Raw genomic sequence first — 23,005 nt, 5'->3', positions numbered from 1 at the left:
ATGATGAACAATGGCATCAAATTATTAATAGTGGTAAGTCTGGTATTCTGTCATTTATCGATAAATGCTAAGCATATAACGAGTTCTCCCAAGTTGTCATCAGGCAGTCATCAAGTATGGAATGCAACTAACGAATTGAAAGCTCAGTTTATTAAAAAACAGCATGTTGATTATTTAGTGATCACTAATGCGGCAGATAGCGTGATTGCAGAGCATTTGATCCCCAGAGCGAAAAATTTGGCTAATATTACTTGGTCAGCAGACGATCAATATGTCACTTTTACTGAAAACAACAGAAATTTATGGCTTTTTAATATAGAAAATAATGCGGCTAAGCTGATTGATTATCATTTTTACCATCAAACACCGTTAAATGTTAATGTGCAATGGTCAGCTGATGGCCAATGGTTACAGTATTTATCAAGTAACAAATCGCGTCATTTTGCCAAGGTTTATTCATTAGCACGTCAACGGTCTTATATTGTGCCAGTTGCCTCAGGCATTATTTCAGATATTGCATGGCATGATATAGATAATGAATTAATGATTAATACTGTTCATCCGAGTCAAAAACATAACGAAATGTCGCTATACGGTATTAAGATGACGGTTAACGCCGGTGATCAAATCGTTCAGCTAAATGAGCTGTGAGGTATAGGAACTAGTTAGTGATAAAATAACAAAGCCGTATTTATATCAAACACGGCTTTGTGGTATTTTTGGCTACGTTAACGCTTTATTTAAAAGCCACATTGTTTACCTTTATTTTGTGCTTTTAGCCAAGTTTGTAATGGTGAAAAGTAGTCAAGTACAGCAGTTGCATCCATTTGCTCTTTACCTGTTAACACTTTATACGCCTGTTGCCATGGTTTGCTTGAGCCCATTTCTAACATAGTATTAAGTGCTTCACCCGCGGCTTTACTGTTGTAGATTGAACAGCGGTGAATTGGGTCGGTATTACCAGCAATTTCACAGAGCGCTTTGTGAAATTCAAATTGCTGAATGTGCGCTAAGAAATAGCGGCTGTATGGTACACCACCTGGGACGTGGTATTTGGCACCTGGATCAAATGCATCGGCAGGGCGGTCAACTGGCGCTGCAACGCCTTGGTATTTCTCACGTAATTCCCACCAGACTTTGTTGTAGTTTTCTGGCGTAACTTCGCCTGAATAAACTTTCCAACGCCATTGATCAACCATTAATCCGAATGGAATAAAGGCTATTTTTTCTAATGCCATCTTCATCAATAAACCTATGTCTTTTGATTCATCAGGTATAGTGTCAATTAAGCCTATTTCTTTTAAGTATTTCGGCGTAACAGATAGGGCAATGGTATCGCCAATAGCTTCATGGAAGCCATCGTTGGCGCTGTTTTGATAAAACACGGGTTGATTTTTATAGGCACGTTGATAGAAGTTATGCCCTAATTCATGGTGAATAACATTAAATTCTTCACCCGTTTTTTGAATGCACATTTTGATGCGAATATCGTCTTTTGCATCTAAGTCCCATGCGGAGGCGTGACAGACAACATCGCGATCGGCAGGTTTTGTGAATAATGAACGTTGCCAAAATGTCTCTGGTAATGGCTCAAAACCGAGTGAAGTGAAAAAGGTTTCTGCGCCCTTAACCATTTTGATTTCATCATAATCGTGTTTAGCAAGTTGTTCGGTGACATCATAACCAGGATCGGCATTATCAGGTGCAACTAAGTCGTAGATATTTCCCCAAGATTGTGCCCACATGTTGCCCAATAAGTGGGCTGGAATCGGTTGATCTTGTGGTACTTTATCTTCCCCATAGGTTTTTGCTAATTCACTGCGCACATAACAATGTAGGTCATCATAAAGTGGCTTGACTTGTCCCCATAAACGGTTGAGTTCTTTACCAAATTCATCGGCAGGCATATCGTAGTTTGAACGCCACATCGCGCCTAAATCTTGATAACCTAAGCCTTGTGCACCTTCATTTGCTAATTCAGCTTGGCGGGCAAATAATGGTTTCATTTCGGGGCTAATCGTGCGCCAACCTTGCCATAATTCCAGTAATTCATCGTAATCACGAGAGGTTGCCATGGTGGCTGTCATATCGCCTAAGCTCAGTGTTTCTCCTGCTTTAGTGGTGTACTTACCTTTACCATACATACCGCCTAGTTCAGAGCCTATTTTAGCAAGTTCTGCGGATTTTTCGGCATCTTGCGGGGCTGGCATTACTAAACTTTGTTTTAAGGTATTTAATTTTCTGCGTTGATCAGCGCTTACGTCGACGTTATCAAATTTTGCTGCTTCCATCGCAAAGCGTACACCTGCCTCGGTAGATTTTTGATCAGCATCTGCAGCAAGCGACGCGGTGTCATCAGTGATAAAGTTTGAATAAATCCATGCCGCACGTGCATTTTCTAGATTAAGTGCTGTGAGCTCTTTCTCTACTTTTGTGAGAAATTTTTCCACATCAGGTGTTTGTGTTTTCGTTGCGGTTGACGTTTTAGTGGTGACATTATTGTTACTATCTGCTTGATTATTGCAGGCGGGTAACGCCAGCATGACGCATAAGGCAATGCTTGATTTGATGAATATTTTTTTCATGAGCTTGTCTTTGTTAATTTTTTGTTATTTTGAGTGGTTAGTATATAAAATCGTAGCGCTTGTACAATAGCTATTGTGTTTAATCTTGCTTCTATTCATTGATTGGTTTCTCAATGAATAGAAGCGGTAAATTAACAGGGAGCTTAATGGGAGACTTGCTTGAACACCTGCTCACCATTTACCCAAGTAGCTAACACGCTATTTTGCCAAATTTGAGCTTCTGGCTGAGTAAAGTAGTTATCACGGAGTAGGATAAAATCCGCTTTTTTTCCGGGCAGTAAACTACCAAGTAATTTTTCTTGATGACCCGCATAGGCTGCATCTAAGGTGAAGGTTTTAAAGGCTTCTACTCGGCTCATTTTTTCATTAGGGTACCAGCCACCTTTAGGTGTGTTTTGTTTATCTTGGCGCGTCACAGACGCATGTAAGCCATAAAAAGGATTAGGCGATTCAACAGGGAAGTCAGAGCCTGCGGCAATGATTGCTCCTGCATTGAGCAATTTACGCCATGCGTATGCTCCTAAAATGCGTTCGCTGCCGACTCTGTCTTCGGCCATATTTTTGTCGCTGGTAGCATGTGTTGCCTGCATTGATGCAATAACACCTAATTGATGAAAACGTGGAATATCATCTAGGCGCAATATTTGTGCATGTTCAACCCGATGACGCAACGCTTTTGTATTATTTTTATCAATGGCGGACTGATACAGATCAAGCACGACTTTATTGGCATTATCACCAATGGCATGAGTATTAACCTGAAAGCCATTGTTCATGGCGGTATGAATGTATTGTGTCAGCGATTTCTTATCGTGCAGCATTAATCCTTTATGACCAGCATGATCAGAATAATCCTCAATCAGTGCCGCACCACGACTACCTAATGCTCCATCGGCTTGTATTTTTACACTATTAAAATTGAGCATACTGTCGGGAGATGAAAACTGTCCTTGCGATAGAATGTTTTGCCAATTAGCACTAGGTAAGTACAGCATGGCATTGATACGAATAGGCATCTTGCCTGCCTGTGCTAACTGTTTAAAGGCGTTGAGGTTTGTTTCATCTATTCCAGCATCGTGTACACTGGTTAGCCCCATGCTAGCTAAGGCATTCATTGCTTTGACTAGAATATTTTTTTGCTGGGCGATGGTGAGAGGGGGAATCTTTTGTTCAATTAATGCCATAGCATTATCGATGAAAATACCACTAGGCTCGCCTTGGGCATTACGAATTATTTCACCACCTTCAGGTGCTTTGGTGGTGCGAGTAATACTAGCTAATGCCATGGCTTTGCTATTAGCCCAGCCGGCATGACCATCAACCCGTCTTAACCATACGGGTTGATCTGAAAAATACTTATCCAACATCTTAGCGGTTGGAAACTGATTGCTCGGCCATTGTACTTGATTCCAGCCTCGCCCTGTGATCCAGGTTAAGCTAGGGTTATTTTTAGCAAAGTTTATTGTACGTTGCAGTGCATCTTGTTCAGAATTTGTGTTGGTGAGATCCGCTGTAATTAAGCTTTGACCAAAACTTAATACGTGGCCATGGGCATCGATTAACCCAGGTAAAAGTGTTGCGCCTTTGCCATCGATGACTTGCCAATTTTTTTCAGGAGTTACTTTGTCAGACTCTTGATAAAGCTTATCTATTTTATCATCGGTAAATTGAAGTGCAGAAAACTGGGTTAACGAATTGCCAGTAGCATCTAAGGTATAGCCTTGTACGTTTTTTACTAACGTCGTTTGTGCCAAGGCTTGGCTGCAGGTTAACAGAAACGTAGCTGCTAATGTAAGAGTGTTGATTTTGTTCATAAAACTAACGCTATTATTATTGTGATGATTTCATCATAGCATGTTCAATGCGCTTTGCATTAATCTCTGTTAGAGCTAGGGGCTTTATGCGACTTATAGAAGCAGTTAATGAATAAAATGATGACTAGATTGACAAAAGCAAGTAAGTATATCAGTACCGGGCCATATTGACTAAAAGGCGTCATGCCGTCGACTAGACTGATTTTAGTGGTTAGCACTGCCTGTTGAAACTGTGGTAGTTGCTCAATGATATTACCCAAATGATCTGTTGCGGCCGTGACACCGTTATTGGTTGCTCTTAGCAGTGGTCGGCCAAATTCCAGTGCACGCATTCGTGCAATTTCCATATGTTGATGTGGACCATGTGAGTCACCAAACCAGGCGTCGTTACTAACGGTCAGTAAAATATTACTTTCATTAGAAAAGTTAGCTGCTAATTGTTCGGGAAAAGCAATTTCAAAACAAATTAATGGCAGTAAGTTTATATCATTGGCAATCAGGTTATTTTGCACATAGGTGCCGCGAGTAAAGGATGACATCGGCAGATTGAATAAAGGCGCTAATGGTCGCAACAAGTCGCTGAAAGGAACAAATTCACCAATAGGTAGCAGGTGGTTTTTATTATAACGATTACTGTGGTGATAAAAATAATTACCTTCGATATCATTTTGGTGTTTTTTGCCTAATACAATAAGGGAGTTAAAATACTCTTTTGATTCAAAGTTGTAATTAATGATCCCTGTGACAATTGCGGCATTATTTAATGCGGCTGATTGATTGGCCATATCAAGAAACTCTTGCGTGGTTGACAAGGTTTCAATTGCAGGTATTGCCGATTCCGGCCAAATGATCAGATCAGCACTATAATTGATACGGGTTAAATCAAGGTATTTGAGCATAGTCGGCCATTGCTCTTCGGGGGCCCACTTGATTGATTGTTTAATATTACCTTGGATCAGCGCCGCTTTAACGGTTTTTCCAGTGGGTTTTACCCATTGAGCTTGCTGAGCCATGAAGCAAAATATCAGTATGAAACTAATAGTGATTAAAGGAAGTGTTCGCTGACGAGTAATTACTAATTGGGCGATGGCAATAGTGATTAATAACAAAAAGAAGCTTACGCCTATCTCACCTATGACAGGTACTAAGGAGGCTAATGGTCCATCAATTTGGCTATAACCTAACGATAACCAAGGAAAACCAGTTAGAAATACACCACGTAAGTACTCAGTGAATAACCAAAAACAAGGGAATAAAGCGAGTATTAATCTACCGTCAGAGGATATTAGGCGTGAGCATTTTGCGGTTAAATAGCCAGCAATAGCTGGAAAAAGTGCTAAATACCCACATAAGAGTAACATTAAGAACAGCGAAATAATTAACGGCATACCGCCAAATTCGGCAATACTGACATGCACCCAGCTTATGCCACTGGCAAACCATCCAAGTGCAAAGCTAAAGCTGTGCTTCGTGGTGATTCTTATCAGTTCATCAGCATGTTGCACAGTGACTTTTGTTAAATGAATAAACCAAAGTGGTAATACAACAACAGGTAGCCACCAGTATGAAAACGGCGCATAAGCGAATACTAGACTGAGCCCTGCAACAAAGCTCAGCCATAGTGATTTATCTGTTAAGTTGCGTGTGCTTAACTTGCGTAAACGCTTGAATGGTGTATCCAAGTCATTAATATCCGTAAAAATTCGCTTAATTGTAGTGATATAACAAGTGTTATTTATTCAACCACTTTACCGTTTATTTGGAAGTCTTTTGGGATGGTGACTTGTAACATCTGGATACGTCGACTATTTGCTGAAGTGATCTTGAATTCAAAACCATCAACTTCTATCTCTTCACCTTTCTTAGGCATATGACCGAATTTATGCAAGATAATGCCACCAATGGTATCGGCATCGTCGCGATCAAAAACACAATTAAAATAGTCGTTAAATTCGGCAATTTCTGTCAATGCTTTGACCTGATAAACATTGCCAGCAAGGTGTTTAATATCTTCAGCTATTTCATCATCGGTTTCATCTTCAATTTCACCAACAATTAATTCTAAAATATCTTCAATGGTGACTACACCTGAGACACCGCCGTATTCATCTACAACAATAGCCATATGGTAGCGTTGAGAGCGAAACTCTTTTAGCAGCGGTTCAACTTTTTTACTTTCAGGTACGATAATAGCAGGGCGGATCACATCAGCTAATGATGTTGGTGTTTCTTTTTGGTCAAAGCTGTACGCTAATAAATCTTTAGCGAGGAGAATTCCTTCAATATGATCAATGTCTTCATTGACCACAGGGAAACGTGAATGGCCTGATTCCACAATAATAGGCAGAGAGTCACTCAATGGTGTTGCGATATCCAGTGTTACCATCTGTGAGCGTGGGATCATGATATCTCTTACTCGCAGATCAGAAACTCCGAGCACACCTTCGATCATTTGTTTGGTTTCAGACTTGATTAAGTCACGATCTTTTGCATCGTTTAATACTTCAAAGAGCTCTTCTTTATTTTGCGGCTCCCCAGTAAACATTTGAACAATTTTGTCCAAGATGGTTTTATTTGTAGAGCCGTTGCTAGAGTGGGGGTTGTCTTCGCTCATGGAGCTTTATTATACCTTTATTTATGTGAGTCGTTTAGTTTCTAATCAATTGTGATCGAATTCAAGTATTTATAGTAAATATTGCTAAACTAAATAACTCAACGTTGATCTATTATTTTATCTGATAGGGATCTGGAATGGTTAAATTTGCTAGTAATTGTACTTCTAACGCTTCCATTTCTTCCGCTTCTTCGTCTGATATATGGTCATAACCAAGTAAATGCAAGCAACCATGGATCACCATATGTGCCCAATGATGCATTAACGGTTTATCTTGCTCTTTTGCCTCTTGGGCAACTACATCGGCACAAATGATCAAATCACCTAGTAAATCAAGTTCAACACCATCGGGTAATTCAAACGGAAAAGATAACACATTGGTTGGTTTGTCTTTTCCTCGGTATTGTAAATTTAGCGATTGACTTTCATCTCGTTCAACAAGACGTACAGTTACCTCAAATGGCTTGTTATAGGGTGCTAAAGCGGTTGTTAACCAAAGTGAAAAGTCACTTTCATTCGGTAATTGCGCGTGTTTACATGCTATTTGCAAGTCCAATGTAATAGACATTACTTGGCGTTATCCTGAGCTGATTGGTTATTATCTTGCGCATTTTGTTGTTCTTGTGTACGTTTTTGCATTTTTAAACGATTCACTTTTTGTTCATGCACTTCATAAGCTTCAACAATTCGAGCAACAACTGGGTGGCGCACAACATCTTTTGATTGGAAAAAATTAAAGCTGACACCTGGAATATTATCAAGCACTTCAATGGCATGACGTAAACCTGATTTTTGTCCACGAGGTAAATCTACTTGTGTGACATCTCCAGTGATCACCGCACGTGAATTAAAGCCAATACGGGTTAAGAACATTTTCATTTGTTCAACGGTAGTATTTTGGCTTTCATCTAATATGACAAAGGCATCATTTAAGGTACGGCCACGCATGTAAGCAAGCGGGGCGATCTCTATCACGTTACGTTCGATGAGTTTTTCCACCTTTTCAAAACCTAACATTTCAAATAACGCATCATATAAAGGGCGTAAGTAAGGATCGACCTTTTGGGATAAGTCACCGGGTAAAAAACCCAGTTTTTCACCCGCTTCAACCGCAGGACGGGTGAGCAAAATACGACGAATTTCTTGTCGCTCTAACGCGTCTACCGCACAAGCCACGGCGAGATAGGTTTTACCTGTACCCGCGACACCAATACCAAAACTAATATCATTGGTGAGTACATTTTGTACATAGGCTGATTGATTTTTATTACGCGGTTTGATGATGCCACGTTTAGTTTTAATGGTGACCATTTGTTCATAGTCAACATCGACTTTGGTTGGCGCTTGCTCAAGCACATTAGCGTCTAAAATGGCCAAGTGCACCATTTCATCGGTAATGGTTTTATCTTCGCCTTTAACGGTTTCTGTTTCAACATATAAGTCTTTTAATAACTTAATCACCGCATTGGCATTATTTGGCTCACCAACAATTTTAAAGTGGTTACTACGGTAGCTTATTTCTACCCCTAAACGACGTTCAATGGTTTTTAGATTATCGTCCATTGGGCCACATAAATTGGCTTGTCTTGAATTATCAACTGGCTCTAAAACTAAACTGTGATTACTAATTTTACTCAAGTGGTTATCCATTTATGTTGTAAATTAAGGGGTAAATACACCAACACCAAGATCATCAACATTGGCAGGTTTTGCCTGATGATGACTGTTAGACAATATATCGGCCGGAGAGTGCGCAATTCTTAAACCCATTTCACTTTCTTGACGAATTAATTCACCGCGCAGTGAATTTGCGTAGACATCGGTAATTTTGACATCGACAAACTGTCCAATAACAGAATGTGGTCCTTCAAAGTTGACGATACGGTTATTCTCGGTACGGCCTCTAAGCTCCATTGGGTTTTTCTTCGATGGCCCTTCAACTAAAATGCGTTGTTCGGTATCTAGCATTTGTCTGGCAATACGTAATGCCTGCTGATTAATGCGGTCTTGTAAAATTTGTAAGCGCTGTTTTTTCACGTCATCACTGATATCGTCAACCATATCAGCGGCAGGTGTACCTGGACGAGCGCTATAAATAAAGCTGAAGCTTAAATCAAAATCTACCGCTTTGATCAAGTCCATGGTCGCTTCAAAATCGGCGTCGGTTTCACCAGGAAAGCCAATAATGAAGTCAGAAGACATGCAAATATCTGGGCGTGCTTTTTTCAGTTTGCGAATTTGAGATTTGTATTCCAGCGCGGTATGACCACGTTTCATTTGGGTAAGAATACGATCCGCGCCACTTTGTACTGGTAGGTGTAAGTGACTGACCAGCTCTGGGACATCTTTATAGACATCAATAATATCGTCAGTAAATTCAACAGGATGAGAAGTGGTATAACGAATACGATCAATGCCATCGATGGTGGCGATTAAACGAATTAATTCAGAAAAACGACAAATAGTGCCATCATGGGTTTCACCGCGATAGGCATTCACGTTTTGGCCTAATAAATTCACTTCACGAACACCTTGCTCAGCGAGTTGAGCAATTTCATATAAGACATCATCTAATGGACGACTAACTTCTTCACCTCGAGTATAAGGCACAACACAGAAAGTACAGTATTTACTACAACCTTCCATTATGGAAACAAAAGCGGTTGCCCCTTCGGCTTTAGGTTCAGGTAAACGATCGAATTTTTCGATCTCTGGGAAACTAACATCAACTACGGGAGTTTTCTCTCCGGTGACTTGCTTGATCATCTCAGGAATACGATGCAAGGTCTGCGGGCCGAATACCATATCAACAAACGGCGCACGTTGACGAATGGCATCTCCTTCTTGGGAAGCAACACAGCCACCTACACCAATTAATAATTCTGGCTTATCTTTTTTTAAGTTTTTCCAACGACCAAGTTGATGAAACACTTTTTCTTGTGCTTTTTCACGAATAGAGCAGGTGTTAAGTAAAATAACGTCAGCATCTTCTGCTTCGTCTGCTAGTTCATAACCATGGGTGGAGTCTAATAGTTCTGCCATTTTCTGCGAGTCATACTCGTTCATTTGACAGCCCCAAGTTTTGATATATAGCTTTTTACTCATTTTGTGCCTACTTTTACTTTGAAATTGATTCTAGTTTTTGCTAGAGAATTTTAGGGGGCGCATTTTATACCAATTTATCGGTTATTTCGACTTTATCGTGCAACTAATAGAAAAAAATTGTCTTGATTGTTTAACCGCTATCTCAGCAGCAAAAAATTAATAAAGCTTGATATCAAACAAAGACACAAAATCACTAAATGTTAAGCTTAATTACTTATGCCTTTGCTGGTTTTGGTTGAGTTGTACAGAAGGTGAAGTTTTATAATGAGTAAAAAATGGAATTGTCGTTTGAATATTAGTACTCGGTTACGCTTATTATTATTTTTACCATGGCTGGTTGTCTTTTTGTTTGGTGGTATGCAAACCTTGCAATATGTTGACAATATTCGACAAGCTAAACGGGCAACGTTTTCCATCGATATTTCCTTGCAAATTGTCAACTTAATTTATGAACTACAAAATGAACGGGGGCTCACCCAAGGTTTTTTGGCTAATCAGCATGAGGACAACAGAGTAAAACTAGTCAAACAGCGTATTAATACCGATGAACAGTTAACCCGTTTTTTTCGATTGATTGATGTTAACAATTTCAATGGTGAAAATGCACTTAGTCAAACGCTCTTTCAAACCGTATATCAAAATGTGATTAATACTTGCGAAAGCATGAGTAGCCGACGAAGTAATGTTGATCGTCTGCTCACCAGTGATCATTTTCAATATTATTCTCGATTTATTGAACAGCTCATTCGTTTATTGTCGCAAATACAAGTGAGTTTTAAACATACAGAACAAAGCAGGGACAGTCTCGATTTTATTAACCTTATTCGTCTTAAGGAAAGAGCTGGCCAAGAGCGAGGCGTCTTAAATGGTATGTTAAATTCAAAAATGATGACCATTAGTCAGCTCCAGCGCGTTATTCTTTATGGTAAAGAGCAAGAGCAATTAATTGCCGATCTCTTTGCTATTTCAAAAAATCATCATCAAACACGCTTGATTACTTTGTTATCGTCAACCGTTAATATGAATGTGTTAGCGGTTCGAGAACAGCTTATTCAAAAATTTTCGATCATTGAACAATTGTTCACGCAATATTACCGTCAATTTGACACATCAGAACAATCTGTGAATAAGAACGATATCGGACAAAAACTCATAGAGAATGAGCATAAGATAGAGAGTGCGATTACTCATTTACAATCTGCTCAACTAAATATCAGTAGTGAGCGGTGGTGGCAAATTGCGACTGAGCGAATCGATGCTTTTAAAGGGATTAGTGAGCATATTGGTAAAGATATGAAATCATTAGCTCATCAACAACAAAGCCAGGCTCGTAATGCGTTGTTACTTTATTCTGTGTTCTTTTTATTTAGTTTTTTGAGCATCTTATTTTTATCGTTTTCAGCCATTAAACGTATTATTAAAAAGTTACGCTATATTGCTGATGCTATGAGAAAAATGCAAGTGGATCATCAGTTTAATGTACCTCTTGTTGTTAAAGGCGATGACGAAATTGCTGCAATGGCGCTTGCTTTTAATCAGATGCTTGAAGAGCGGAGTAAATCAGAGAGTGAATCGAAAATTTCAGCGGCAGTTTTTGAATATGCATCGGAAGCAATAGTGATAACTAATGCTAAGAATGAGATAGAAACTGTCAATCCAGCATTTTGTACAATCAGTGGTTATCACCCCTCAGAAGTGATCGGGAAAAATCCAGGTTTATTAAGCTCTGGTAAGCATACTGATGCGTTTTATAGAAAAATGTGGCGAGCGCTTGAGCAAGACAATTGTTGGCAAGGGGAGATATGGAATAAACGAAAAAATGGAGAAGTTTACCCCGAGTATTTGGCAATAAGCGTCGTAAGAGATACAAGTGGTCAGCCTATTCAATATATTAGTTTATTTTCTGATATTACTCAGTACAAACAATATGAAGAAGATATTTGGTTGCAAGCTAATTATGATGCATTAACGGGCTTGCCAAATAAAAAGCAATGTTTGGATTTGCTTCATTATGAAACGACAAAATCTCATTTGAAAGCTCCTCAGGTGGCGGTGTTGTTTATTGACTTAGATCGCTTCAAAAACGTGAATGATACATGGGGTCATAATAGTGGCGATGAGCTGTTAAAAATTGCTGCGGATCGATTAAAAAAATGCGTGAGGGAGTCTGATGTTGTTGCGAGGTTTGGTGGCGATGAATTTGTTGTTTTATTGACAGGAACTTCACACCGAAAAGATGTTGAACAAATATCAAAACACATTTTACAAAGTCTTGCTATGCCATTTCATCTAACAGGGGCTGTTGACTCTGTCAGCAATGAAGCCGTGGTATCGGCCAGTATCGGTATCAGTTTAGCGCCGAAAGATGGCAATAGTGTACAAACCCTGATAAAAAACGCGGATACAGCCATGTATGAAGTAAAAGAAGCCGGTAAAAATGCTTACCGATTTTTTGATATCAGCATGCACCAAGTCGTTACCGAACGGATGAAAATCGAGCAAGATCTTAGAATTGCGGTGAAACAAAATGAGTTTGTCTTACATTACCAGCCGGTGATGTGCTTAGTCACTGGAGACATTGTTGGCGCAGAAGCCTTGATCCGTTGGCAACACCCCGAAAGAGGATTGATTTATCCCGATAGTTTTATTGCTATTGCAGAAGAGACTGGCTTGATTGAACCCATTGGACGTTGGGTGATAGAGCAAGCTTGTAGAGATTTAAGGCATTGGCTAGATATCGGCTTATCTCTTAAAGTGGCGGTTAATGTCTCCAGCCGCCAGTGTAAAAAAGTTAGCGAAGATGCTATTGATAAAGTGATTGAACGTGCATTAGAGACTAATCGGGTGTCAGCTGAACAACTCAAAGTTGAAATCACAGAAAGTTTATTAATGGATAACTCACAAGCAATGATTTCTACTTTACAACGTATTAGAGATCTTGGTGTTGCTATTCACATGGATGATTTTGGTACCGGGTATTCCTCCCTGAGTTACTTAAAACAGTTTCCTATTAATGTGTTGAAAATCGATCGTTCTTTCATTGCTGGTGCCTTAGAAGATGAGACCGATGCGAGTTTAGCAAAAGCAGTCGTACTTATTGGGCACAGTTTGCAATTAAAATTAGTGGCAGAAGGCATTGAAACTCAACAGCATTTAGACTTTTTGAAAGGCTTAGGGTGTGATTATGGGCAAGGCTACTTTATTTCAAAGCCTATTGCCGTTGATGACTTTATTACATTCTGTCAGCAAAAGTTGGCGTAAAAGTTAAAGGCTTTTATTGGCAAGCTTGATAAATCAATCGATATTCAGGCTGAGCAACGTTAGAATATCAATCAAGAATAATACTGGGTATAAATAAACCATGGAAAACTTTGATTGTGTGATTATTGGTGGTGGTATGGTTGGCGCAGCAAGCGCGCTTTCCCTAGCAGAGCAGGGCCTAAAGGTTGCTGTGATCGAACGTACTGCGCCAAAAGAATTTTCTCATGATCAAGCTTTTGATTTACGCGTTTCGGCAATCTCGTTAGCTTCACAGCATTTGTTAGAACAACTCGGTGCTTGGCCGTTGTTGTCGCAATGGCGAGTCTGTCCCTATCGTCGCTTAGGCGTCTGGGAGCTGGAAAGCTTATATACAGAGTTTTCTGCGCAGGAAATCGGACAATCTCATCTCGGACATATCATTGAAAATCGTCTGATCCAATTGGCATTATGGCAACAAATTGCACAACAGCCTAATATTCATTTATTGTGTCCAGAGTCATTGACTGGCTTTGAACAAACTGAACATCAGGTAAAAGTAAGTTTATCGAACCGTGATATAAACACTAAGTTACTGATTGCTGCCGATGGTGCAAATTCACAGGTTAGAAAACTGGCTAATATTGGCGTTACTGGCTGGGATTATCAACAATCATGTTTGTTAATTAATGTTGAAACCTCTTTATCGCAACAAGATATTACTTGGCAACAATTTACGCCGACAGGTCCTATGGCGATGTTGCCAATGCCAGGTCAGCATGCATCGTTAGTGTGGTATCACAATAAAGCCACCGTTGCGCAATTATCCCAGTTATCTCATAGTCAGCTGCAACAGCAAGTGCATCAACATTTCCCCTCAAAGCTTCACACTATTTCTGTGGTCAATAAAGCGAGTTTTCCATTAACCCGACGACATGCAAATCAATATCGAAATAATCGTGTTTTATTGCTGGGCGATGCCGCGCACACGATTAACCCGTTAGCAGGACAAGGGGTTAACTTAGGTTTTAAAGATGTAAAAGCATTACAAACCTTAATAGCAAAGGCCATAGGTGAGGGAAAATGCTGGCATAGTCCAGAGGTGTTAAGGCAATATGAGCAAAGTAGACGAGCGGACAACTTATTGATGATGTCTACGATGGATGCACTATATGCAGGCTTTAGCCATCCTTCACCCGTTGTAAAATTAATGAGAAATGCCGGGCTTACCTTGGCAAATAATATTCCATTGTTAAAAAATAAAGCGCTTGCCTATGCTTGTGGCCTGTAGCGGAAAAATATAAATGCTTTGATAACGAGAAGTATGATATTGGCTGAGAAAGAGTATTAAATTACTAAAAAGAATAGGTTGAATTTTTTTACTTGAAGATAAAGAAAGTGGCTGGGGTACAAGGATTTGAACCTTGGAATGACGGGATCAAAACCCGCTGCCTTACCGCTTGGCTATACCCCAACTGGAGTGCATTACATTGATTGGACTTTCTTTTACAAGAAGAGAAAAGAAAGTGGCTGGGGTACAAGGATTTGAACCTTGGAATGACGGGATCAAAACCCGCTGCCTTACCGCTTGGCTATACCCCAACAATGTAACTTACTTTCTTCGCAACATAGATGTCGCTAGAAATGGTACGGGGTGAGAGACTTGAACTCTCACATCTTGCGATACTGGAACCTAAATCCAGCGCGTCTACCAATTCCGCCAACCCCGCATTTCTATGGTGGCTACACCGGGATTTGAACCTGGGACCCCATCATTATGAGTGATGTGCTCTAACCAGCTGAGCTATGTAGCCTTTCCATCTTGCCTCTCAGCAAGTGGCGCGTATTATGCAAATCTGCTTGGGCTACGTCAACCGTTTTTTTTCAAAAAACTCGAGTTTTTGTTTGTTTGGCTAAACTCTCATCAAAACGCTGTTAATATGTGCAATTTTATCGCTTATTGTAGGCGTTCTTGAATCAACTTTGCAATATCAGGCGAGCTAGCTTCAATTGCAGGTAAACTTTCTTTCAATATTCTTTTGGGGAGTTTTTTCACAATCAGCTCGCTAACTTCTTTTGCATTTCGTTCGGCAGAAAATTCGAGCATAGTTTTGCCATTACAAGAAATATCTGAATATAACTTGCGTATTTTTAGGTGATTTGCCTTTAACAACTGACGTAATCGTTTTTTATCGTCTACGGCAATATACTCACATATATTCTGAGCGATATTAAATGCGTTGACCTGAGGGGGGAGAAGATACAGAGAGATAATGCAGCATATTATCAGGTAATGTTTATTCATAACAATTCCTCAAATAAATTTAACACTCTACGTTTAAGTGTAGGCACAGCATGTTACTTTTGCCTGTTTTATGTACAATAAATTAGAAAGAGATAGAGAAAGATAAAAGGTTTTGAGGAATTAGTGATTAGCGAGATAGTGACGACTGATAAGTGCCCAAAAGGCGGTAGTCGTCACTAAGTAATATATAGTAGGGGGATCTTTATTTAATACGTTCTCTGGCTTTTTCTGCTAGGTGTTTTGAATGCTTATCTAAATTATCAATTTCAGCTGCCACTTTTTTCGAAGGTACTTTACCAATAATGTATTCACCCACATCTAACGCGCTAGACTTTGCACCAAAAATTAATAAATTATCGCCATTACAGCGAAGTTGGTCGAAAATATTTCGAATTTTAATATTTTGCTGCTTAAGAAACTTTCTCAAGCGTTGTTTATCATTAGCTTGTACATACTCGCAAATACGCAGTGATAACGTATCATTTGCATAGATTTTCGGCGAGAAACTTAATATTAAAGCCGAAAGGGCTAGGGTGGTGACTAATCTTTTCATTTGGTTACCTGCTTTCAAGGAATAGTTGTTATCCAAGTGAATTAAGTATTTGAACTGGTTAAATATTAATACAATTGGTATTATTGTTAGGCTATTTAAGTTTGGCTCAAAAATAAAAAAAAACAAGGAGCATAATGCTCCTTGTTTTACAATGTATCGTTGTTTATAACAGCTGAATTAGACGTTAAATCTAAAATGAACAACATCACCATCTTGCACTTGGTAATCTTTACCTTCTAAGCGCCATTTACCAGCTTCTTTAGCACCTGATTCACCATTATATTCAATAAAATTATCATAGCCGACGACTTCAGCTCGAATAAAGCCTTTTTCAAAGTCAGTGTGAATAACACCCGCAGCTTGAGGAGCCGTAGCGTTTTGTTTTACTGTCCAAGCTCGAACTTCTTTAACACCAGCGGTGAAATAAGTTTGTAGATTTAATAAACCGTAACCAGAGTTGATGACGCGGTTTAATCCAGGTTCATCAAGCCCCATTTCTTCCATAAATATCTCGCGATCTTCTTCATCCATTTCAGAAAGTTCACCTTCAATCTCAGCACAAACTGGTACAACAACGGCACCTTCTTGTTCTGCAATTTCACGTACTGTATCTAAATAAGGGTTATTTTCAAAACCATCATCGTTAACGTTCGCAATATACATGGTAGGTTTGACGGTTAAGAAGTTAAGGTATTTAACCGCGTTGAGCTCTTCTTTTGTTAACTCTAAAGAGCGAATCATATGGCCTTCTTCTACATGTTTTAATATTTTCTCTAATACAGGTAGTTCAAATTTGGCGTCTTTATCGCCGCCTTTGGCACGTTTGGTTTGACGTAAAATAGCACGTTCAGCAGTGTCCATATCAGCCAGTGCTAATTCTGTGTTAATCACTTCTATATCATCTGCTGGGTTAACGTTACCAGCAACGTGGACGATGTTTTCATTTTCGAAACAGCGTACTACATGCCCAATAGCATCGGTCTCACGGATGTTAGCGAGAAATTTATTACCTAAGCCTTCACCTTTTGATGCGCCAGCAACAAGGCCCGCGATATCAACAAATTCCATCGTGGTTGGTAATACACGCTCAGGATTGACAATGGCAGCGAGTTTATCTAATCGAGGATCAGGAACAGGTACAACACCAGTATTAGGTTCTATTGTACAAAAAGGAAAGTTAGCAGCTTCAATGCCTGCTTTGGTTAATGCATTAAATAATGTTGATTTACCTACATTAGGTAAACCGACAATGCCACACTTAAAACCCATAATGAATACCTATTTATTGTGCCTTAAAAGAATGTAAGCGATTTTGCGCTTTCTTTAAGTCATCTTTCATCCAAATTTCAAAGCAACGACTTGCTTCGTCGATTGCTTGTTCAATTAACTGTTGTTCTTGCTGGGGAGCTCTACCCAGTACATGTCCAGTTACACGATCTTTATGACCAGGATGGTCAATACCAATGCGTAACCGGTAAAAATCTTTGTTGTTTGCCATACGAGCGATGATATCGCGCAAACCATTGTGTCCGCCGTGCCCGCCACCTTTTTTTATTTTGCAAACTCCAGGTGGAATATCGAGCTCATCGTGAGCAACCAGTATATCTTCCACTGCTATTTTATAAAAGTTTGCTAAAGGAGCGACAGCTTGACCGCTTCGGTTCATAAATGTTGTTGGGATAAGTAAGTGAACTAAATGTTCCCCAATATATCCTTTACCATATAAACCGGCATATTTTTTTTCAGGTCTAAGCGAGATATTATATCGAGATGCAAGTTCATTAATGAACCAGACGCCTGCGTTATGGCGAGTTTTTTCATATTCGGGGCCTGGGTTACCCAGGCCCACAACTAGTTGAATCGTCATTTAAGGAAAAACCTTAATTACTCTTCAGTAGTTTCTTCTTCTGCATCGTCGTCACTTGATGAACCTTTCGGTGCATTTGCAGTAACAACGGCTTGGTCATGGTTTTCACCTTTAGATAATTCATCAGAAGATACGCCTTCTGGGAATTTAACATCAGATAAGTGATAAGTTTGACCAACCTCTAAATCAGCAAGATCAACTTCGATATACTCAGGTAACTTGCCTGGTAAACATGTGATTGCGATTTCAGCAATGTGATGAGCTACAGCGCCACCTTTTTTAACAACTGCTTCTTCGTTGATGAAGTGAACAGGTACGTTAGTGTGAACGTCGTGAGTTGCATCAACACGCATAAAATCCATATGCATGATAATTGGTTTGAATGGGTGACGTTGCATGTCTTTGATCAAACACTCAACTGGCTTGCCATCTACGTTTAACGTTAAAACGTGAGAATAAAATGCTTCTTCTTGTTGTGCACGGAACACTTTGTTGTGTGCTAACGTTAAAGAAACAGGCTCTTTGCCTTCACCGTAAAGGATAGCTGGAACTTTGTTCGCATGACGTAGGCGGCGGCTCGCACCTTTCCCTAAGTCTGTACGTACTTCAGCATCCAAAGTAAATATATCTGTCATGGTTTTATTACCTTATGTATATAATTAAGTTGTTGTTTTTCGCGACCAAAAACAACGCTATTTGCCTTTATCTGATAAAAAGTTAATTTTCGCCAGATAAAAAAGGCGCGGCATAATAACACTCAGCCAAGACAAAATCCAATGTTTATCTTGCGTAAATAAAAAAAGCACCTGAAAAGGTGCTTTTAAAATAAAATCTCTTTACAGAGCAAAGCCTGAGGACTAATTGTCAAACATCGCCGAAATCGATTCTTCGTTGCATACGCGACGAATAGCTTCTGATAACATGCCACTTAATGTAAGCTGGCGAACATTACCAAGCGCTTTTATTTCTGCTGAAAGTGGAATTGAATCAGTGACAATGACTTCATCAATGACTGAATTTTTTAGGTTTTCTGCAGCATTGCCTGAAAGTACTGGGTGGGTTGCATAAGCGAATACTCGATTAGCGCCATGCTCTTTTAACGCTTCAGCGGCTTTGGCTAATGTACCACCTGTATCAATCATGTCATCAACAATAATACAGTCTCTGCCTTGTACATCACCAATAATGTGCATGACTTGAGCAACATTGGCTTTTGGACGACGCTTATCGATAATGGCAAGATCTGCATCATCAAGTAATTTTGCGACTGCTCGAGCACGTACCACACCACCAATGTCTGGTGAAACAACCACAGGGTTGTCTAACGCTTTTTCTTTCATGTCTTCTAAAAGAATAGGAGTACCAAAGACGTTATCAACAGGGACATCAAAGAAGCCTTGAATTTGCTCTGCGTGTAAATCTACAGTTAGTACGCGGTCAACGCCGACACTAGATAAGAAGTCTGCCACAACTTTTGCCGTAATTGGCACACGTGCACTACGTACACGACGATCTTGGCGTGCATAACCAAAATAAGGCATTACCGCAGTAATTCTACCTGCTGATGCACGACGTAATGCATCGATCATTACGATCAATTCCATTAAGTTATCATTCGTTGGAGCACAGGTTGATTGAATTATAAAAACGTCAGCACCACGTACATTTTCAGTTATTTCAACACTAATTTCGCCATCGCTAAAGCTGCCCACTTTGGCTTCGCCTGGGGTGATATACAGACGATTAGCAATTTGTTTGGCCAGTTCAGGGGTGGCGTTACCCGCAAAGATTTTCATGTCAGGCACTATCAGTTCCTCAGAAACTTTTGACATTGGATTTCAACACTGATTAAACATTATGGTTTAATATCAGCACAATATTATAAAAAAGCCAAATTTGTTGGCTTTTTTATGTAATTTACGTGTTCATCTAAGTTGTTCTTGCATTCGTTGATGAAGAATCGAGCGATTAACACCTTTTGCGACAAACGATTCAACCGAGGAAGGCAATAAATCAGCTATTTGCCGCGCTTCTTTTTCTGTATCAAAACGAGAAAAAATACACGCCCCAGTTCCAGTCATTTGAGACGGCGCGTATTCTACCAACCAAGCAAGTAACTTGGCAACCTCAGGATACTGTTTTATCACTAAAGATTGGCAATCATTGTGTGCACTATGGATGATGTCATCAATGGGCGCCGCATTAATATCAATTTTTGCGCTATCACGGGTTAATGCTTTAGCATTGAAAACTGCTTGGGTCGAAATGCTACAGTTTGGTTTAGTGACTAAGTAGTAATACTCTTTGGGATACACAGGCGTGAGCTGTTCTCCCACACCTTGCGCAAAAGCTGAAAATCCGTGGATAAAAATTGGTACATCAGCGCCAAGTGAGAGTCCTAGAGTAGCTAATTCATCGAATGACAAGCCTGTTTGCCATAAGTAATTTAAGGCGATCAATACCGTTGCTGCATTAGAAGAACCGCCGCCTAAACCACCGCCCATCGGCAGCACTTTGTTGAGTTTTATTTCTGCTCCATTTGAATATTTGGCTTGTTTTTGTAATAGCTGAGCAGCTTTGATTATCAGATTGTCTTCATTGTTAACCCCATCTATAGGGGTGAGTAGTTTAATTTCATCACCAGCGGTAGTGCGAATAGCAATATCATCACCGTAGTCTAAAAACTGAAACACGGTTTCTAATTCATGATAGCCATCGGTTCTTTGGCCAACAATATGTAAGAATAAGTTTAATTTTGCTGGTGATGGAAAGTGTTGAAAATAAGATTGTTCTGCCATAGTTAGTTCGTCAAAGTGTCCACTGGTTGATATGTATTTTTATTGTCAAACCACCTTGTTCTATCGTGATTTTCGTTGCCATGGGTAATTGGTGGTAGTACTGATAATCACCATAATGTATTTGCCATAATTGATGATCATAAACACTGGAAAGTTGTTTGGGTAATCCAGTCGCTGTGTCGTATGTTATTTGATCTTGCATTGACCAAGTTAACCCTTTTAACCAATGTTGCATGGCTTGTGTGGGTAATGTCAGTTCGGTGAGATGAAATATCAGTTGTTCCAGATTGGTCGTTTGATATTGTTCTCCATCAACTTCGACGGTATGTAAACCTTGCTCAGAAGAAAGTGATAATACATTAATGCCTAAATATGACGTTAGTTTGAGTGTTTGGCTGGCTTGTTTTTGATTGACTTGCCAAAAAAGGTTGGCGCTGTGTCTTTTTTTGCTACTGATAAATGCGAGTTTGCCGGTGACTTGCCATTGGTCAATGTTGGATAATTGGCTCTGTCGTTGTGCTTTACTTAAAGCAATTGGCTCAAGTGACTGATTGCGTTCAACCATGCTAGAGCAGGCAGTTAATAGCAATGCAATAGTAAGCAAGCTTAGGTGAAAAAAATGGCGCATAAGAGAGTCGATTACCAGCTAAGTTTCCTGAATCCACATAAAATACAGGGATTTTCTTTTATTCATAGCGAATATTACGTAAAATTATCACAATAGTTTGTGATAGATCACGAATTGTTGTTTATAGATGAGCAATAATACACAAGTGGTTTATATTTTCAGTGTTTTTTATCACGTAAGGCACTGAACCATGAAAAACATTTTATACATTGTAAGTAGGTTGAGTCGTTAACATTATGTCTATTGTTGCTGTCGGAATAAATCATAAAACTGCACCTGTAGCTGTTCGGGAGAAGATTTCGTTTAATCCTGATAAGTTATCTTCAGCGTTACAGGAAATGTTACAGCATGTGCAATGTAAAGAAGCGGCAATATTATCGACTTGTAATCGTACCGAATTGTACCTTGTTCAGTCTGAAAAACTAGATATCACACAAGAGAAGGTTGTTGCTTGGCTATCACAACATCATAATATTCCTGCATCAAGTTTTATTCCCAGCCTTTATTGGCATAGTGAGCAACAAGCGGTTAATCATATGATGCGTGTTGCCTGTGGTTTAGATTCCTTAGTATTGGGAGAGCCACAAATCTTAGGTCAAATGAAGCAAGCTTATAATCAAGCAAAAGCATCTGGCTCAATGGCCTTAGTGATGGATCGTTTGTTTCAACGCACTTTTGGTGTGGCAAAGCAAGTAAGAACAGAAACGGACATTGGAGCAAGTGCGGTTTCGGTCGCTTTTGCTTCGGTTAATCTCGCTAAGCATATTTTTGCGAGTTTAGAAAAAGCGAAAGTGTTGTTAGTCGGGGCTGGTGAAACCATCGAGTTGGTTGCTAAGCACCTTTATGAAAACAAAGTTGGCAAAATTACGGTCGCCAACCGTACATTGTCTCGTGCTGAATTAATGGCGGAGCAGATTGGGGCTGATGTTATCACCTTAGCGCAAATTCCTGAAAAAATGGCTGATGCAGATATTGTTATCAGTTCTACCGGCAGTACCTTACCTATTATTGGTAAAGGTATGGTAGAGCAGGCGTTATCTAAACGTAAACATCGTCCTGTTTTCATGGTTGATTTAGCTGTGCCTCGTGATATAGAAGAACAAGTGGCCGAGTTAGAAGACGTGTTTTTATATACCGTGGATGACTTGCAAGGCATTATTGCTAAGAATATGGAAAGCCGCCGAAAAGCAGCAATAGAAGCCGAGGCCATTGTAAACCAACAAACCACCGGTTTTATGTCTTGGTTACGAGGTTTAAATACTCAAGATACTGTGGTGAGCTACCGTAAGCAGTGCATGGATGAACGTGACATTTTGTTGGAAAAAGCAAAACAGCAGCTCAGTGCTAATAAAGATCCTGAAGCCGTGTTAGCCGAACTTGCCACTAAGTTAACCAACAAGTTTATGCATGCGCCAACGAATGCCATACAGTCAGCTGCTCAAGGGGGCGAGCTAGATAAGTTAATTTATTTACGAGATATATTTAATATTGATAAATAA

General features: G+C 39.7%; 19 protein-coding genes and 4 tRNA genes. 4 read left to right on the top strand and 19 right to left on the bottom strand.

What is annotated here, in order from left to right:
• On the top strand, positions 1 to 651 hold the full coding sequence (locus IV514_RS06870; protein WP_206484222.1) for a hypothetical protein: 651 nt from the start codon (positions 1 to 3) through the stop codon (positions 649 to 651).
• 89 nt (positions 652 to 740) lie between these two features.
• On the opposite strand, the gene IV514_RS06865 is transcribed toward IV514_RS06870, so the two are convergent.
• The 7 genes from IV514_RS06865 to miaB all read right to left on the bottom strand — a co-directional run bounded on the left by IV514_RS06865 (position 741) and on the right by miaB (position 10,118).
• Positions 741 to 2,585, bottom strand: coding sequence for a M2 family metallopeptidase (locus tag IV514_RS06865; protein ID WP_241242237.1), 1,845 nt, complete (start codon positions 2,583 to 2,585; stop codon positions 741 to 743).
• 143 nt (positions 2,586 to 2,728) lie between these two features.
• Positions 2,729 to 4,399: an amidohydrolase gene (locus IV514_RS06860; protein ID WP_206484221.1), complete on the bottom strand. Its 1,671-nt coding sequence runs from the start codon at positions 4,397 to 4,399 to the stop codon at positions 2,729 to 2,731.
• A gap of 59 nt (positions 4,400 to 4,458) precedes the next feature.
• Positions 4,459 to 6,081 (bottom strand): apolipoprotein N-acyltransferase, encoded by a 1,623-nt coding sequence (gene lnt / locus IV514_RS06855; RefSeq protein WP_206484220.1) that lies wholly within the window; start codon positions 6,079 to 6,081, stop codon positions 4,459 to 4,461.
• Positions 6,082 to 6,134: 53 nt separating this feature from the next.
• Positions 6,135 to 7,013 (bottom strand): transporter associated domain-containing protein, encoded by an 879-nt coding sequence (locus IV514_RS06850; protein ID WP_206484219.1) that lies wholly within the window; start codon positions 7,011 to 7,013, stop codon positions 6,135 to 6,137.
• A 112-nt stretch (positions 7,014 to 7,125) separates the two neighbouring features.
• Positions 7,126 to 7,581, bottom strand: a complete 456-nt coding sequence (gene ybeY / locus IV514_RS06845; RefSeq protein ID WP_206484218.1) for an rRNA maturation RNase YbeY — start codon at positions 7,579 to 7,581, stop codon at positions 7,126 to 7,128.
• Positions 7,581 to 8,651: a PhoH family protein gene (locus tag IV514_RS06840; protein ID WP_206484217.1), complete on the bottom strand. Its 1,071-nt coding sequence runs from the start codon at positions 8,649 to 8,651 to the stop codon at positions 7,581 to 7,583. Before IV514_RS06840 ends, ybeY begins: the two co-directional genes overlap by 1 nt.
• A 24-nt stretch (positions 8,652 to 8,675) precedes the next feature.
• Positions 8,676 to 10,118: a tRNA (N6-isopentenyl adenosine(37)-C2)-methylthiotransferase MiaB gene (gene miaB, locus IV514_RS06835; protein ID WP_206484216.1), complete on the bottom strand. Its 1,443-nt coding sequence runs from the start codon at positions 10,116 to 10,118 to the stop codon at positions 8,676 to 8,678.
• A 264-nt stretch (positions 10,119 to 10,382) separates the two neighbouring features.
• Between miaB and IV514_RS06830 the strand changes: the two genes are divergently transcribed.
• Together IV514_RS06830 and IV514_RS06825 are read left to right on the top strand one after the other, a co-directional pair.
• Entirely contained in the window at positions 10,383 to 13,379 is a 2,997-nt protein-coding gene (locus IV514_RS06830) for an EAL domain-containing protein (protein WP_206484215.1), read from the top strand.
• 100 nt (positions 13,380 to 13,479) lie between these two features.
• Positions 13,480 to 14,646, top strand: coding sequence for an FAD-dependent oxidoreductase (locus IV514_RS06825; RefSeq protein WP_206484214.1), 1,167 nt, complete (start codon positions 13,480 to 13,482; stop codon positions 14,644 to 14,646).
• Positions 14,647 to 14,754: 108 nt separating this feature from the next.
• On the opposite strand, the gene IV514_RS06820 is transcribed toward IV514_RS06825, so the two are convergent.
• From IV514_RS06820 to lolB, 12 genes are all read right to left on the bottom strand, one after another.
• Positions 14,755 to 14,829: transfer RNA gene (locus IV514_RS06820), tRNA-Gln, on the bottom strand.
• Positions 14,830 to 14,882: 53 nt separating this feature from the next.
• Positions 14,883 to 14,957, bottom strand: a tRNA-Gln gene (locus IV514_RS06815).
• Positions 14,958 to 15,000: 43 nt separating this feature from the next.
• Positions 15,001 to 15,085 (bottom strand) — tRNA-Leu (locus IV514_RS06810).
• Between the two features lie 7 nt (positions 15,086 to 15,092).
• A tRNA-Met gene (locus IV514_RS06805) sits at positions 15,093 to 15,169 on the bottom strand.
• Positions 15,170 to 15,312: 143 nt separating this feature from the next.
• Positions 15,313 to 15,660 (bottom strand): DUF3718 domain-containing protein, encoded by a 348-nt coding sequence (locus IV514_RS06800; RefSeq protein WP_206484213.1) that lies wholly within the window; start codon positions 15,658 to 15,660, stop codon positions 15,313 to 15,315.
• Positions 15,661 to 15,862: 202 nt separating this feature from the next.
• Positions 15,863 to 16,213: a DUF3718 domain-containing protein gene (locus IV514_RS06795; RefSeq protein ID WP_206484212.1), complete on the bottom strand. Its 351-nt coding sequence runs from the start codon at positions 16,211 to 16,213 to the stop codon at positions 15,863 to 15,865.
• A gap of 177 nt (positions 16,214 to 16,390) precedes the next feature.
• Positions 16,391 to 17,482, bottom strand: coding sequence for a redox-regulated ATPase YchF (gene ychF, locus IV514_RS06790; protein WP_206484211.1), 1,092 nt, complete (start codon positions 17,480 to 17,482; stop codon positions 16,391 to 16,393).
• A gap of 13 nt (positions 17,483 to 17,495) precedes the next feature.
• Complete coding sequence (gene pth / locus IV514_RS06785) at positions 17,496 to 18,080, bottom strand: aminoacyl-tRNA hydrolase (RefSeq protein WP_206484210.1); 585 nt, start codon at positions 18,078 to 18,080, stop codon at positions 17,496 to 17,498.
• A 17-nt stretch (positions 18,081 to 18,097) separates the two neighbouring features.
• Positions 18,098 to 18,715: a 50S ribosomal protein L25/general stress protein Ctc gene (locus IV514_RS06780; protein ID WP_206484209.1), complete on the bottom strand. Its 618-nt coding sequence runs from the start codon at positions 18,713 to 18,715 to the stop codon at positions 18,098 to 18,100.
• A 222-nt stretch (positions 18,716 to 18,937) separates the two neighbouring features.
• Complete coding sequence (locus IV514_RS06775) at positions 18,938 to 19,885, bottom strand: ribose-phosphate pyrophosphokinase (RefSeq protein ID WP_206485267.1); 948 nt, start codon at positions 19,883 to 19,885, stop codon at positions 18,938 to 18,940.
• Between the two features lie 120 nt (positions 19,886 to 20,005).
• Complete coding sequence (ispE, locus tag IV514_RS06770) at positions 20,006 to 20,878, bottom strand: 4-(cytidine 5'-diphospho)-2-C-methyl-D-erythritol kinase (RefSeq protein ID WP_206484208.1); 873 nt, start codon at positions 20,876 to 20,878, stop codon at positions 20,006 to 20,008.
• Between the two features lie 10 nt (positions 20,879 to 20,888).
• Positions 20,889 to 21,506, bottom strand: coding sequence for a lipoprotein insertase outer membrane protein LolB (lolB, locus tag IV514_RS06765; protein WP_206484207.1), 618 nt, complete (start codon positions 21,504 to 21,506; stop codon positions 20,889 to 20,891).
• A gap of 236 nt (positions 21,507 to 21,742) precedes the next feature.
• On the opposite strand from lolB, the gene hemA reads away from it, so the two are divergent.
• The gene (gene hemA, locus IV514_RS06760; protein ID WP_206484206.1) at positions 21,743 to 23,005 is read left to right on the top strand and encodes a glutamyl-tRNA reductase; all 1,263 of its coding nucleotides are present in this window, start codon (positions 21,743 to 21,745) and stop codon (positions 23,003 to 23,005) included.

Origin of the sequence: Thalassotalea sp. G2M2-11 (assembly GCF_017168195.1) — a bacterium.
Taxonomy (GTDB): domain Bacteria; phylum Pseudomonadota; class Gammaproteobacteria; order Enterobacterales; family Alteromonadaceae; genus Thalassotalea_E.
Note: the sequence above shows the minus strand (reverse complement) of the source record. Positions and strands in the feature narration are given on the sequence as shown.